This is a genomic window from Streptomyces sp. NPDC006140 (assembly GCF_040628815.1).
In the GTDB taxonomy this organism is placed as follows: Bacteria; Actinomycetota; Actinomycetes; order Streptomycetales; family Streptomycetaceae; genus Streptomyces.
Window position 1 is genome coordinate 350,432 of the sequence record NZ_JBEXTS010000002.1, and the last position, 14,353, is coordinate 364,784.

Consider the following 14,353-nt stretch of genomic DNA (forward strand, 5'->3'; position numbering starts at 1 on the left):
CGGACCCGCCAGCGCCCCGGAGGCATCCGGGATCGAGACGCGAGGACCGGATGGCAGCCATAGACGAGAGCAGTGCTCTCGGCCTGCTCGACGAAGAGATCCGCGCCAAGTTCGGCGACACGGCACGCTTCTCCGGAGGCCCGGCGGCCTCCCCGCGCACGCTCGTCGACGTCTTCGAGGCGTCCGTACGCGCCCACCCGGACGAGCCCGCCCTGGACGACGGCACCGCCGGCCTCACCTACCGTCAGCTCGCCGTCGAGGTGGAGCGGCTGCGGCGCCGACTCGGCGCGGCCGGGGTCGGGCTCGGGGACCGGGTGGGCGTACGCGTCCCGTCCGGCACCAACGAGCTGTACATCGCGATCCTCGCCGTCCTCGCGGCCGGAGCCGCCTACGTCCCCGTCGACGCCGAGGACCCGGACGAGCGCGCCGAGTTGGTGTTCGGGGAGGCGGACGTACGGGCCGTCATCGGGGCCGGGCACGAGATCGTCGCCCACGGCACCTCCGACGTAGCCGCCGCGCGTCCCGGCGTCGAGCACGACGCGTGGATCATCTTCACGTCCGGCTCCACCGGCAAACCCAAGGGCGTCGCCGTCTCGCACCGCAGCGCCGCCGCGTTCGTGGACGCCGAGGCCGCCCTGTTCCTCACCGAGGAGCCGATCGGGCCCGGCGACCGGGTCATGGCGGGGCTGTCCGTGGCGTTCGACGCCTCCTGCGAGGAGATGTGGCTGGCCTGGCGGTACGGGGCCTGTCTGGTGCCCGTGCCGCGTGCGCAGGTCAGGAGCGGCGCCGATCTCGGGCCCTGGCTGGTCGAGCAGGAGATCACGGTCGTGTCCACCGTGCCGACCCTGGCCGCGCTGTGGGAGCCCGAGACCCTCAACGACGTACGGCTGCTGATCTTCGGCGGCGAGGCCTGCCCGCCCGAGCTGGCCCAGCGGCTGGTGACCGAGGGCCGCGAGGTCTGGAACACCTACGGGCCGACCGAGGCGACCGTGGTGGCCTGCGCCTCGCTGATGACCGGCGAGGAGCCGATCCGGATCGGCCTGCCCCTGGACGGCTGGGAACTGGCCGTCGTCGACGAGGCCGGGGAGCCCGTACCGATGGGCGGCAGCGGCCAGTTGGTGATCGGCGGAGTCGGGCTCGCCCGGTACCTCGACGCCGAGAAGGACGCGGAGAAGTACGCGCCCCTGGAGTCCCTCGGGTGGAAGCGGGCGTACCGCAGCGGCGACCTCGTCAAGGCGGAGCCCGAGGGACTGGTCTTCCTCGGCCGGGCCGACGAGCAGATCAAGCTCGGCGGGCGGCGCATCGAACTCGGCGAGGTGGACGCGGCCCTGCAGGCGCTGCCCAAAGTCGCCGGAGCCGCGGCCGCCGTACGGACCGCCCGCAGCGGCAACCAGCTGCTCGTCGGGTACGTCGTCACCCAGGACGGCTGGGACCACACGGCGGCCGTAGAGAAGCTGCGGGCCGAACTGCCCGCCGCGCTCGTGCCGTTGCTCGCGCCGGTCGGCGAACTGCCGACCCGCACCAGCGGCAAGGTGGACCGCGCCGCCCTGCCCTGGCCGCTGGAGGGACTGGAGAGCGCCGGCCCGGCCGAGGAGCTGTACGGCACCGAGGCCTGGCTCGCCGAGCAGTGGAGCGAAGTGCTCGGCATTCCCGTGACCAGCGCGCGGGACGACTTCTTCGCGATCGGCGGTGGCAGCCTCGCCGCCGCCCAGCTCACCACCCGGCTGCGCACCCGCTACCCGAGCGCCGCCGTCCTGGACATCTACCAGCAGCCCGTGCTGCGCAAACTGGCCCGGCGGCTGGAGGAGTCGGCACAGGACGACGGGGCCGCACGGGCCGTCGCCCCGGTTCCGGTCCGCGCCCAGGCGATCCAGCTCCTCGCCCTGATCCCCCTGTTCACCCTGCTCGGACTGCGCTGGACCGTGGCGCTCGCCGCCCTCGGGAACCTGCTGCCCGCGTACTCCTGGCTGCCGACCGCCCCTTGGTGGCTCGTCGCGGCCGGGGCCGTGCTGCTCTTCAGCCCGCCGGGACGGCTCGCCCTCGCGGCGGGCGGGGCGCGGCTGCTGCTCCGCAACGTGCGGCCGGGACGGTACCCGCGCGGCGGCAGCGTGCACCTGCGGCTGTGGGCCGCCGAACGGCTCGCCGAGTTCAGCGGGGCGACCTCGCTGACCGGGTCCTGGCTGGAGCGGTACGCGCGGGCGCTGGGCGCCAAGGTCGCCCCGGACGTGGACCTGCACTCGCTGCCCCCGGTCACCGGCATGCTCAAACTGGGCCGGGGCGCGGCCGTCGAGTCCGAGGTGGACCTGTCCGGGTACTGGCTGGACGGCGACCGGCTGGAGATCGGCCCGGTCAAGGTCGGCGCGCACGCCGTCGTCGGCACCCGCAGCACGCTCTTCCCCGGCGCCCGGGTCGGCAAGCGGGCCGAGGTGGCGCCCGGTTCGGCGGTCACCGGCCAGATCCCCACCGGGCAGCGGTGGGCGGGCGCGCCCGCGGTGAAGCTCGGCCGGGCCAAGCGCGACCGGCCGAAGGAACGGCCGGGGCGGGGCACGTCCTGGCGTGCGATGTACGGCGTGACGGGCTTCGCGCTGAGCGCCCTGCCGGTGCTCGCGGGCGGCGCGGCGCTCCTCGTGGCCCACGCGTTCATCGCGCCGGACGTGACCGTGCGCGGCGTCGCGCTCGCCCTCGTGCCGGCGACGCTCGCCTACGGGCTGGCGTACGCCCTGCTGATCCTGACCGCCGTACGGCTGCTGAGCCTGGGGCTGCGCGAGGGCACGCACCCCACGCACAGCCGGATCGCCTGGCAGGCCTGGACGGTCACCCAGCTCATGGACCGCTCGCGGGAGACGCTGTTCCCGCTGTACGCCGGGCTGGCCACGCCGGTGTGGCTCAGGCTGCTCGGGATGCGGATCGGGCGGGGCGCCGAGGTGTCCACCGTGCTCGCCCTGCCCAGCCTGACCACGGTCGGCGAGGGCGCGTTCCTCGCCGACGACACGCTGACCGCGCCCTACGAACTCGGCGGTGGCTGGATGCGGATCGGGCGGGCCGAGATCGGGCGGCGGGCCTTCCTCGGGAACTCGGGGATGACCGCGCCGGGCCGGTCCGTGCCGGACGGCGGACTGGTCGGGGTGCTGTCGGCGACGCCGAAGAAGGCCAAGAAGGGCAGCTCCTACCTGGGGCTGCCGCCGGTGAAGCTGCCGCGCGCCGCGGCCGACGGCGACCGGAGCCGCACCTACGAACCGCCGGCCCGGCTGCTGTGGGCGCGCGCCCTCGTGGAACTGTGCCGGATCGTGCCGGTGTTCTGCTCGGCGGGGCTGGCGGTGCTGACCGTGGCGGCGCTGTGCGCGCTGGGAACCTGGGCGCCCCTGCTGTCCGGGCTCGTGCTCCTCGCGGCGGGAGCGGTCGCGGCCCTCGTGTCGATCGTCGCCAAGTGGGCGCTCGTGGGCCGGCACCGCAGCGGCGAGCATCCCCTGTGGTCCTCCTTCGTGTGGCGCAACGAGCTGGCGGACACCTTCGTCGAGGTGCTCGCCGTGCCGTGGCTGGCCGGTGCGGTGCCGGGCACGCCGGTGATGACGGCGTGGCTGCGCGGGCTCGGGGCGCGGATCGGCAGGGGCGTGTGGGTGGAGAGTTACTGGCTGCCGGAGACGGACCTGGTGACGCTCGGGGACGCGGCGACCGTGAACCGGGGCTGCGTGCTCCAGACGCACCTCTTCCACGACCGGATCTTGCGGACGGATACTGTGGTCCTCCGTGAGGGCGCGACGCTGGGTCCTGGCGGGATCGTCCTGCCCGGCAGCACGATCGGGGCCCGTACGACCCTGGGTCCCGCGTCGCTCGTCATGGCCGCGGAGTCCGTCCCCGACGACACCCGCTGGCTCGGCAACCCGATCGAGGCATGGCGCCCCTGAGCGCCGGCCACTCGGAGCCGGAGGACGACGGACCGGCGGACAGTGGCAGCGGCACAGCGCAGGGAGCACAGACGGCAGTGGCAGTCCAGCAGGCGGCGGGCGCGGACCCGTACTTCCCGGAGCACGGCGACCCCCGGTACCGCGTGCACCGGTACGAGCTCGCGCTGGACTACCGCCCGGCCCCCAACCGGCTGTCCGGGACGGCCCGCATCAACGCCATAGCGGGCCGGGCACCGCTCAGCGAGTTCGTGCTGAACCTGGCCGACTACCGGATCGGGCGGGTGCGGGTCGACGGACGGCAGCCGCACTACACGCACCGCGGCGGCCGGCTGCGCGTCCGCCCCGCCAAGCCGGTCCGCGCCGGGGCGGCCTTCACGGTCGAGGTGCACTGGTCGGGCAACCCCGAGCCGGTGAGCAGCCCCTGGGGCGGGCTCGGCTGGGAGGAGCTGGAGGACGGGGCGCTGGTGGCCAGCCAGCCGATCGGGGCGCCGTCGTGGTACCCGTGCAACGACCGGCCCGCCGACAAGGCGTCGTACCAGATCTCGATCACCACGCCGTCGGCGTACGCGGTGGTGGCGGGCGGGCGGCTGCTGACCCGGACGACGAAGGCGAGCACGACCACCTGGGTGTACGAGCAGTCGGCGCCGACGTCCAGTTACCTCGTCGGGCTGGCGATCGGCAAGTACCAGACGGTGCTGCTGGGCGACCCGGGGCCGGGCGGGGTCCCGCAGCACGGGCACATCCCGGCCCGGCTGCTGGGCGACTTCTCACGCGACTTCGCGCGCCAGCCGCAGATGATGGACGTGTTCCAGGAGCTGTTCGGGCCGTACCCGTTCGACGAGTACGCGGTCGTGGTGACCGAGGAGGAACTCGACGTGCCCGTCGAGGCGCAGGGCCTGTCGCTGTTCGGCGCCAACCACGTGGACGGGGCGCGGGGTTCGGAGCGGCTCGTGGCGCACGAGCTGGCGCACCAGTGGTTCGGCAACAGCGTGACCATCGCGGACTGGCAGCACATCTGGCTGAACGAGGGGTTCGCGAAGTACGCGGAGTGGCTCTGGTCGGAGCGCTCGGGCGGGCGCACGGCGCAGCAACACGCGGCTGCCGCGCACCGGTTGCTGTCGTCGCTGCCGCAGGACCTGCGGCTGGCGGACCCGGGGCGCAAGTCCATGTTCGACGACCGGCTCTACGAACGCGGCGGGCTGGTGCTGCACGCGGTGCGCTGCGCGCTGGGCGACATCGCCTTCTTCCGCATGCTGCGCGACTGGGGGCGGCTGCACCGGGGCGGCACGGTGACGACCGCGGCCTTCACCTCCCACGTGGCCCGCTTCGCGCCCGAGCCGGTGGACGAACTGCTGCGCGCGTGGGTGCAGGAGGCGGCCCTGCCGCCACTGCCGTGACTGAATCTCTGCCGAGAACTGAAATCCGCCGGCACTCCTCCGATAACATGATCGAACAAATGATCAAACTAAAAAACTAACAAAACGGCTGAAAACTTGATATCTAAATCATCGCGGATATCTTCGCGCACAAGGGGCAGACTCACGCTTGCCGTCCGGAACCCGCCCCGGGCGGTGCTGTGGAGTGCCGCGGGGCTGGTGACGCTCGGATTCCTCGTCGCACTGGAGATCACGGCCCGCCACCTCGGCCTGCCGGGGCCGATGGTGCAGCAGGCGCGAGAAGTGATCGCCGCGCCCAAGTCGGGCTTCCTGCTGTACGCCAGCATGGCGTTGATGATGGTGGTGCTCAACTGGCGGCAGCGCTGCATCGCGGCCGGTGCCGCCATCGCCATCGACGTGGTGTTCCTGCTGGTGCGCTGGGCGGTCGGTGCCGACCTGAACGGCGGACACCCCTTCGGCAACGGCGCGCTGTGGGTCATCCTGGGTGTCGCGGTCCTCGCCGTCACGCGCCGCACCGGCCCGGAACGCCTCCTGCTGCTGAAGGGCGTCGGCCTGGGCCTGCTGCTGGTGACCGGCCGCAAGACCGGCGACACCTGGCTGCTCATCACCTCGGAGACCCGGGCGACGGTGCTCGACCAGTACCTGGCCAACGCCGACCACGCGCTGGGCAACCCGTCCTGGCTGGTGGGCCGGATGGTCGAGGCCACCGGCCCGGTCGGCGCGACTCTCCTCGACTACGTCTACGCCCAGCTCGCGGTGGCCGCGGTCGTCGTCGCGCTGTACCAGCTGCGGCACGTGACGGTCGAGCGCCGCTTCCCGGGGCATCACATCGTGCGCACCTTCCTGGTGATCGGCCTCCTCGGGCCGGGCATCTACATGATCTTCCCGGTGGTCGGGCCGATCTTCGCCTTCGGCGCCGACGGCGGGCACTGGGCGCTGGCCGACCTGTGGCCGGACACGCCCCCGCCGATCGCCACCCCGCACGCGATGCCGTTCGACGGGATCACCCCCCGCAACTGCATGCCCAGCCTGCACACGGCATGGGCCACCGCCATCTTCATCCACTCCCGCAAGGGCCCGCGGGCGCTGCGCTTCGCCGGCACGTTCTGGCTGATCGCCACGCTCACCGCGACGCTGGGATTCGGCTACCACTACGGCGTGGACCTCGTCGCCGGCGTGGTGTTCGCGTACACCATCGAGGCGGCCGTGCGCATGCTCGACCGCGGCTGGGACCGGCCCGGAATCCAACTGGTCGTCTACGGCACGACGGTCTTCGCGGCGCTCCTGCTCTGCTACCGCTTCGCGTCGCTGGAGATGGCCACGTACCCGTGGCTGTTCGGACCGCTCCTCATCCTGGTGATGGCCTCGGTCGTCTACGGCTACACGCGGACCACCCGGCAGTGGGAGCCGGAGGCCGCGGCGCCGCGGCGCCCCGAGTCGCAGCCCGAACTGACAGCCGTCTCGTAGCCGATCCGGGCGGGCCACCCGGCCGCACCTCCCCGAAAGGGGCGCCCGACCCGCATCCCGCAGGTCAGGCGCCCCTTGTGCAGTGGTGCGCGCCCGATTACCGGTCCTTGGCCAGCGCGACGAGTTCGGCGAACAGACCGCCGGCGTCGACCAACTCCTCGTACGTCCCGTGCTCGATGACCCGGCCCCGGTCCATGACGAGGACGCGGTCGGCGAGCCGGGTGTTCTCCAGCTGGTGGGTGACGACGATCGTCATGCGCTCGGCGGCGATCCTCCTGATCTCCAGGAAGATCGCGTGCTCACCGCGTGCGTCCATCTGCGAGGTCGGCTCGTCCAGGATCAGCAGCGGCGTCCGGCGGTACAGGGCCCGTCCGCACACGAGGCGCTGCCACTGCCCGCCGGAGAGTTCCGCGCCGCCCCACAACTCCTTGGCGAGGAGGGTGTCGAGCTGCTGGGGCAGCTTCTCGATCGCCTCCCGCATGCCGACGGCGTCGACGACGTCCCACACCGGCCCGTCGTCGAAGGACTTCGGCTGCCCCAGCGTGATGTTCTCCCGGGTGCGCAGGGGCCAGCAGGCGAAGTTCTGCGGGACGAGCGCCGTCCGCTTCCACACGGCGTCCGGGTCGGCGTGGGCGAGGTCGACGCCGTCCCACAGCACACGCCCCTTGTCGGCGAGGAGGATGCCGGTGATGAGCTTGGCGAGGGTGGACTTGCCCGAGCCGTTCTCGCCGACGATCGCCAGGATCTCGCCCCGGCGCAGGGTCAGCGACACCCCCGCGACGGCCGGCTCCTCCTTGCCCGGGTACTGGTACACGACCTCGTCCAGACGGATCTCGTCCACGCGTTCCGGAATGGTCAGCTCCCCACGCCTGGGAGCGCGTTCGGCGGCCATGTCGAGGAACGCCCGCATGTCCGCCAGGTAGAGCGAGGTGTGGAACATCGCCGCGCCATGGATGACGAACTGGCCGAGCGCGCCGAGCGTGGTCTGCACGGCGACGACGGCGGTGGCGGCGACCGGCAGGGCGACCCGGCCGCCGGCCGCCAGCCAGGCGAGGGTGGCCCAGGTGCCCAGCAGGAAGACCCCGCCCAGGGCACTGGTCGTCAGCACGATACGCAGCCGGCGCGGCGCGGCGGTGAGCGTGCGCCGGTCGATGCGGTCGGACAGCGCGCGGTACCAGTAGACGAGGTAACCGGTCATGCCGTTGGCGCGGACCTCGTCGCCGAAGCGGGAGTAGGTGGCCCACCAGCGCATCATCGAACGCACGTTGCGGTCACCGACGTTGAGGTAGTGCGTCTCGTAGTCGACCCGCGCGGACAGCACGGCCCCGGCACCGGCCGGCAGGACGGCCAGGAGGAGCAGGGGCAGCATCAGCGGGTGCAGGGCGGTGATGACCCCGCTCGCGGCGATCATGCGGATCAGGGCGGACATGAACCGCTGGGCGTCCTGGACCATCAGCCGGGTGCGCGTGACACCCACCTCGGCGGCTTCCTGCCGGTCGGCGAAGCCGTCCTCGCCGTAGGCGGAGGTCTCCACCCGGCAGACGGCGGCGACCAGGGCGATGTCCGCCTCGGTCGTCAGCAGCGGGGTGATCCGCCCGTCGGCATAGGAGGACAGGGCACCGCTGACCCGGCCGACGGCCGCGGCCGCCGTCACCACGATCAGGGCGGGCAGCGCGCCGCGCAGGCGTTCGGAGACGGAGCCGCTGCCGAGGACGTGCGTCATGGCCTCGGCGGTGAACGCGAGGACGACGGCGGCCGCGATGCCGGTGAGCAGCTGGCACGCCAGAAGCAGCAGCACCCCGCGCCGGTCGACGGCCCACGCCATCCGCGCGGTGTGCCCGAGCACCGAGGGCAGACGCCGGCACATGGCGCCGAAACTGGCGCCCGCCAGCGGGTTCTCGCCGTGCTTCCCCCCGAAGGCGAGGGTCGCGGGCGGGGGAGGGGGTGGCGTCTTCTCGTCAGCGGTCGAGGCGTCGGTCACAGTCACCTGCGTCCCTCCTGGAGGTCGTGCCGCGCCTGGACGGCGCGGCGGTGCACGGCCTAACGACACGGCGCCGGAATCGAACGCGGTCGATTCCGGACGCGCTCAGCCCCTTGCCGCGCAAGGGACCGGCGGACGCGGCGCGCCGCTGAGGCCGGTCCCCGGGCGCGCCGGGTTGGCCGAATCGCGGACGCTCGAAACCGGTGTGGCGGATGAGGTTTCCGGTGATCGACAGGGTTCTCCCGGGGCGCGGCTCTCGGGCGCCGACGTGGCCCGCCGCCCCGCCCCGTGCCGTTTGCCGTCTGCCCTGGTGGGGACCCGGGCGGGCATGAACGTGATGTCACGCCGCCGCCCGCTGCGGCAGAACCGGGTCCTGTGGCTGCTGGACCGCCTGGAGCGCGAGCCCGCGGCCGACGCGGTGATCGACACGCTCCGCAGGGGCGTGCGCGCCCTGCCGCTCGGGCGCGGCCGGGACCTGCTGCACGGCCGGTGGCTGGGGCACCCCGTGCACCCGCTGATGGTGCAGGTGCCGATCGGCAGCTGGCTGTCCGCGGCGGTCCTCGACCTGCGGCCCGGCCGCTCCCGCGAGTCACGGCTGCTGGTCGGCGTCGGGCTGGCCGCCGTCGCTCCCACGGCCCTGGCGGGCTGGGTCGACTGGGCCGAGCTGCACCGCCAGCAGCAGCGCGTGGGGCTGGTGCACGCCCTGTCCAACACGGCGGCCGTCGGCCTGTACGCCGCCTCGCTCGCCTGCCGCGTCAGGGGCCGCGAGGCCGCCGGCCGGACCTACGGCTTCCTGGGGCTCACGGCGGTGGGTATCGGCGGCATGCTCGGCGGCCACCTGGCCTACCGGCAGGCCTCCGGCGCCAACCACGCCGAGGAGGTCCCGCACGTCGTCTCGGAGGGCTGGCACCGGATCGGAACCGTGGACGAGTTCCCGGCCGGACAGCCGGTGCGGCGCAGCGTGGACGACGTGCCGGTGCTGGTCGTGCGCGAGACCGGCGGGGAGATCCACGCCCTGGCCGAGCGGTGCAGCCACCTCGCGGGACCGCTCGCCGAGGGCACCGTCGCCGACGGATGCGTCCAGTGCCCCTGGCACGGCAGCGTCTTCCGCCTCTCCGACGGCTGGAACGTACGCGGCCCCGCCACCGCCCCGCAGCCCTCCTTCGAGACCCGGATCACCGGCGGCGAGGTCGAGGTGCGCCTGCGCCACCAGGACGGGGGACAGCCCGCGGAGAAGGACAGGGACCTGGCCGGGCTCGGGAGCGGAACGGGATCGGGGGCTGCTCATGGACATGACGCCCGTGGCTGACAGCCCCGCGGCACGGCGGCTGCGCGGACTTCTCCGGCACACCGAGCGGCGCTACTCGGCCGGCCACGACCGGCCGCTGGGCGGCTATGTCGCGGCCCTGGCGGGCTTCGCGACGTTCACGGCGGCCTGGAGCACGGCGGTACGGCTGCGCGGGCGCCCGCTGCCGGAGCGGCCCGAGCCGTGGGACGTCGTGCTGACCTCGGTGGCCACCTTCCGGCTCAGCCGGCTGCTGAGCAAGGCCTCGGTGACCAGCCCGCTGCGCGCCCCCTTCACGCGGTACGTCGGGCCCCAGGGCCCCGCCGAACTCCACGAGGAGGCCCGGCCCGAGCCGGGCAGGCACACCGCCGGCGAACTCGCGACCTGCCCGTTCTGCATGAGCGTCTGGGTGGCCTCGGCCCTGACCGCAGGCCAGCTGCTGTGGCCCCGCGCGACCCGCACCGCGATGGGCACGCTCACCGCCCTCGCCGGTGCGGACGCACTGCAACTGGCGTACGGCACGCTGCTGAACAGGACGACGGGCGACACGACGGGCGACTGACCGCAGACCCGCCCGCTTCGGCGCAGGTCAGGGGCCGGTCACGCTCGCCCGGGCGCGCGGCGCAGCCACGCCGCGATCCAGCCCGTCTGCATCGCGGCGTCGAGGAGGTACGTCGGCCGGATCCGCCCCTTGGGCACATAGACCAGATCGACGGCCAGCAGGGTGACGGCGGTACCCAGGCCGATACGGCGGGCATGGGCCGCGCCCCGCGGGTCGGCGGCCGCGGTGAGCTGGGCGAGGCCGGCGGAGGCCAGCAGCCCGCCCGTCGTCATCTGGAGCCAGACATCGGTCTTCGGCCCGAAGACCCACTCGAAACTGCGCAGGTGCAGCAGCGGCCACAACCCGCCCACGACGTTGAAGGCGCCGTGCGCGAGGGCGATCGCGTCGGCCGGCTGCGGATCTCTGTTCCTGCCCAAGGCGGCCTCCCCTCATGGGACCGCCCGGGTACCCCTCGCCGACCGCGCCCAAGCAGCTCACAGGACGTCGGCGGTCCCGTCCGGCGTTTCCGTCACCGCCCGTCGGGGACCCGCCACCTGTGGTGGCGTACCGAGCGGAGCAACGCGTGCGGCTCCCCGCCGTACGGGCGGGCTGGCTGACGCAGACGTTCGTGCACTGGGCGTATCCGCCGGAAACGGTGCGGGCGCTGCTGCCCCAGGGACTGACCGTGGACGAGTACGACGGGGCGGCCTGGGTGGGGCTGACGCCCTTCGTCATGGCGGACCTGCGCCCGCACGGCCTGCCCGCCGCGCTGCCGGGGCTCCCCACGTTCGCCGAGACCAACCTGCGGACCTACGTCCGGCACCCGGACGGGCAGGACGGACTGTGGTTCCTGTCCATCGAGGTCGCCTTCCCGCCGATGCTGGCGGCCCGCGCGATCGGCGCGCCCTACCACCAGGGCACCCTGAGCATCTCCCGGGAGGGCGGCACGGTCGCGTACGCCGGTTCGAGAGGGACCGGAGGGCCCTCCTACCGCCTCGTCGTCCGGCCCGGCGATCCGATCGAGCCGACGGAGCGGGACGTGTGGCTGACCTCGCGCTGGCGGGCCTACACCCGCAGCCTCGGCCTGCTCTGGGAGACGCCCGTCGAGCACGAGCCATGGCCGCTGGCCCGGGCCGCGGCCGGCGTACTGGAGGAGACGCTGACCACCGCCGCGGGCCTGCCCGCGCCCGAGGGGAAGCCGGTGGTGCACTTCTCACCCGGCGTCACGGACGTGCGGCTCGGCCCCACCAGGCCGTGCGCCCCGCGCGGCCGCGCCGGGAACGGGAGCGCCGGTGGGAACGGGAGCACGTCTTCCGCCCCGTAGCAGCCGGGAGGGGGCAGTCCTCCTCAGCCCCGGGTGGGCCTGCCGTCGGCCGACGTGACCGTGACGGCGGTGGTGCGGCCGTCCGGAGCGATGCGGAGGATTGGGATCGCCTTGTCCCTGGGGGCGCCGTCGTCGCCGAGGGCGATCCAGCCGCTCGCGCCCGGCAGCGGCCCCTTCTCCCGCAGCCGGGCGAGGGTCCGGTGGACGTCGGTGACCGACGGACGCGGCACCGCTGGAGTCTCCCGGACCGCCCGGGTCGCGGTCAGCAGGGCGTCGTACATCATGACGGCCCGGCCGTCCTCCAGGTCGCTGTGCCCGAACGTGTCGGTGAACGTGCCGTCGCGGAAGGGCGCGGCGAGCTTCAGGTCGAAGGCCTCCGGTGTCACCTCCCACGCCCGGGGGTGGGCCAGGCCGGTGTGGAGCAGGTCGATGCGCCCCTTGCCGAGCACGTCGGCCAGATCCCGCGCGCCGAAGCCGTTCGTGTGCCGGATCATCATGGTGTCGTCGCCCGACATCACGGTGATCCGGTGGTCCTTGCACGGGCGGGCGGCGAGGACGGTCAGGAGCCGCGGCAGCGTCGTGCCGCGGCCCGCGAAGTAGACGACGTCCGGCCGCACCGCGCACACGTCCGCGAGCCGGGCGCGGAAGTCGCCCGCGCCGGACCGTGAGGAGTCGAACAGGGTGGGTTCCGCCCGGACGAGCCGCTCCGCCGGGATCCGGGCCCGGAACTGCTGGGCGAGGGTGCTCGTGTACTGGTCGCCGGGGGCCACGTCCTGCACGAACAGGATCCGCGCCCGGGCGAGCGCGCCGGCCGACAGATGCTGTACGGCGGCCGCCGCCTGGTCGGCGTTGGTGGGCGCGACGCGGGCCAGGCCGGGAACGGCGGCCCAGGAGTCGGCCGTGAGGACCGAACCGAACGCGGGGAGGCCGCCGGCCGTCAGCTCCTCCACCATGTCCTGACTGGCGGCGGTGCTGCCGCCCAGGCCGAGCGCCGCCACGATCCGCTGGGCGCGCCGGGCCGCGAGCACCTGCCCGACCGCGTGGTTGCGCTGCTCGGCGGTGCCTCCGGTGTGGCCGAACAGCAGCCGGACCGCGGGGCCGTCCTGCCGGGCACCGAGTCTGCCGTTGGTCCTGAGCTGGGCGAGGTGCGCGCCCTCCAGATCGCGCCGGACCGCCTCCATCGCGCCGCTGCCGTCGAACTCCTGGGTGATGGGCGTCAGATACACCATCGACACGAACGGCCGCCCGCCCGGCTCGGCGGCGGCCGCGACGACCCGCCGGTTCTCCGCGGCGATCCGCTCCAGCACCGGTGCGACGGCCCGGCTCGACGAGGAGCGCAGCCGCGCGGGCGACGCGTCCGCGTCCAGCAGACCGACGCATCTGCGCATCCGGCCCTCACCCAGGGCGGTCAGACCCTCGGCGCACGGCAGGACCGCCGACGGCGTCGTCGGTGGCACGTCACCCGCGAGGAACAGGGCGGTCAGGGCGGCCAGCGCGGCGATCGCCGCCCTCCCGGGCCGCCGGCGCGGCCGTACCCGCACGCCGTCGACCTCGCCGAGGCCCTGCTCGGGCCCGGTCGCCAGGCGGAGCACCTCCTCCAGGCCGGGCCGCCGGGCGGGGTCCTTGGCCAGACAGCGCGACACCAGTGCGCGCAGCGGGGCGGGGACGCCGGTCAGGTCCGGTTCCTGGTGCACCACCGCGAAGGCGACCGCGATCGGCTCCAGGCCCGCCGCCTCGGGGTCCTCGAAGGGGCTCCGGCCCGACGCGGCGAACGCCAGCACGCCACCGAGCGCGAACACGTCCGTCGCCGGGGAGACCGCCCGCGCCGCGACCAGCTGCTCGGGGGCCATGAAGGCCGGGGTGCCCACCATCGCGCCGCTGCGGGTCAGCGCACGGCTCTGGACGACGGACCGGGCGATGCCGAAGTCGATGACCCGGACGCCGTCGTCGGCGAGCAGGACGTTGCCCGGTTTCAGGTCCCGGTGCACGATCCCCTGCCGGTGGATGTCGCGCAGCGCCTCCGCCAGCTGTCCCGCCAGCCGGGCGACCTCGGCCACCGGCAGCGGCCCGCCGGACCGTACGCGGGCCTCCAGGGAGTCCCCGGCGACGTACTGGGTGGCCAGCCAGGGCGGATCGCCGTCCGGGTCGGCGTCCACCACGGGCGCCGTGAAGGCCCCGCTCACCTTGCGGGCCGCCGCCACCTCGCGCCGGAACCGGGCACGGAAGTGCGGCTCGTCTGCGTACTCGGGCCGGATCACCTTCAGCGCCACCTGCCGCCCGGCGGCGGTGCGCGCGAGGTACACCACCCCCATTCCGCCGGCGCCGAGGCGCCGTTCCACGGTGAACTCCCCGATCCGCCGCACCCCGCCAACGTAGCGGCGCCGACGGCCCCCGGTTTCCGGCTTCCCGGCGTCCGGTCCCGAGCAGCACACCTTCAGGTGAAGCGGCCCCGG

Annotated in this window: 9 protein-coding genes; 6 read left to right on the forward strand and 3 right to left on the reverse strand. The window is 74.1% G+C overall.

Annotation, left to right across the window (positions count from 1 at the left end; translation table 11 throughout):
- Positions 1-50: 50 nt before the first annotated feature.
- The 3 genes from ABZ386_RS06835 to ABZ386_RS06845 all read left to right on the forward strand — a co-directional run bounded on the left by ABZ386_RS06835 (position 51) and on the right by ABZ386_RS06845 (position 6,769).
- Positions 51-3,905: a Pls/PosA family non-ribosomal peptide synthetase gene (locus ABZ386_RS06835; protein ID WP_356500794.1), complete on the forward strand. Its 3,855-nt coding sequence runs from the start codon at positions 51-53 to the stop codon at positions 3,903-3,905.
- A 77-nt stretch (positions 3,906-3,982) separates the two neighbouring features.
- Positions 3,983-5,302 carry a M1 family metallopeptidase gene (locus ABZ386_RS06840; protein WP_358963967.1) on the forward strand — a complete coding sequence of 440 codons (1,320 nt, stop codon included), beginning with the start codon at positions 3,983-3,985 and terminating at the stop codon, positions 5,300-5,302.
- 174 nt (positions 5,303-5,476) lie between these two features.
- A complete protein-coding gene (locus ABZ386_RS06845) occupies positions 5,477-6,769 on the forward strand; it encodes a phosphatase PAP2 family protein (protein WP_358963970.1) in 1,293 nt (430 codons plus the stop codon).
- 97 nt (positions 6,770-6,866) lie between these two features.
- Here ABZ386_RS06845 and ABZ386_RS06850 read toward each other — a convergent pair whose 3' ends face one another.
- Positions 6,867-8,750: an ATP-binding cassette domain-containing protein gene (locus tag ABZ386_RS06850; protein ID WP_351337156.1), complete on the reverse strand. Its 1,884-nt coding sequence runs from the start codon at positions 8,748-8,750 to the stop codon at positions 6,867-6,869.
- Positions 8,751-9,078: 328 nt separating this feature from the next.
- Between ABZ386_RS06850 and ABZ386_RS06855 the strand changes: the two genes are divergently transcribed.
- Positions 9,079-10,059, forward strand: coding sequence for a Rieske 2Fe-2S domain-containing protein (locus ABZ386_RS06855; protein ID WP_351336878.1), 981 nt, complete (start codon positions 9,079-9,081; stop codon positions 10,057-10,059).
- On the forward strand, positions 10,052-10,597 hold the full coding sequence (locus ABZ386_RS06860; RefSeq protein WP_355718351.1) for a DUF1360 domain-containing protein: 546 nt from the start codon (positions 10,052-10,054) through the stop codon (positions 10,595-10,597). Before ABZ386_RS06855 ends, ABZ386_RS06860 begins: the two co-directional genes overlap by 8 nt.
- 38 nt (positions 10,598-10,635) lie before the next feature.
- Here ABZ386_RS06860 and ABZ386_RS06865 read toward each other — a convergent pair whose 3' ends face one another.
- A complete protein-coding gene (locus ABZ386_RS06865) occupies positions 10,636-11,013 on the reverse strand; it encodes a hypothetical protein (protein ID WP_351336873.1) in 378 nt (125 codons plus the stop codon).
- A gap of 146 nt (positions 11,014-11,159) precedes the next feature.
- Here ABZ386_RS06865 and ABZ386_RS06870 point away from each other — a divergent pair, with 146 nt between their 5' ends.
- Positions 11,160-11,900, forward strand: a complete 741-nt coding sequence (locus tag ABZ386_RS06870; RefSeq protein ID WP_356617924.1) for a DUF2071 domain-containing protein — start codon at positions 11,160-11,162, stop codon at positions 11,898-11,900.
- A gap of 23 nt (positions 11,901-11,923) precedes the next feature.
- On the opposite strand, the gene ABZ386_RS06875 is transcribed toward ABZ386_RS06870, so the two are convergent.
- Positions 11,924-14,239 carry a bifunctional serine/threonine-protein kinase/ABC transporter substrate-binding protein gene (locus ABZ386_RS06875; RefSeq protein ID WP_358963974.1) on the reverse strand — a complete coding sequence of 772 codons (2,316 nt, stop codon included), beginning with the start codon at positions 14,237-14,239 and terminating at the stop codon, positions 11,924-11,926.
- Positions 14,240-14,353: the final 114 nt, after the last annotated feature.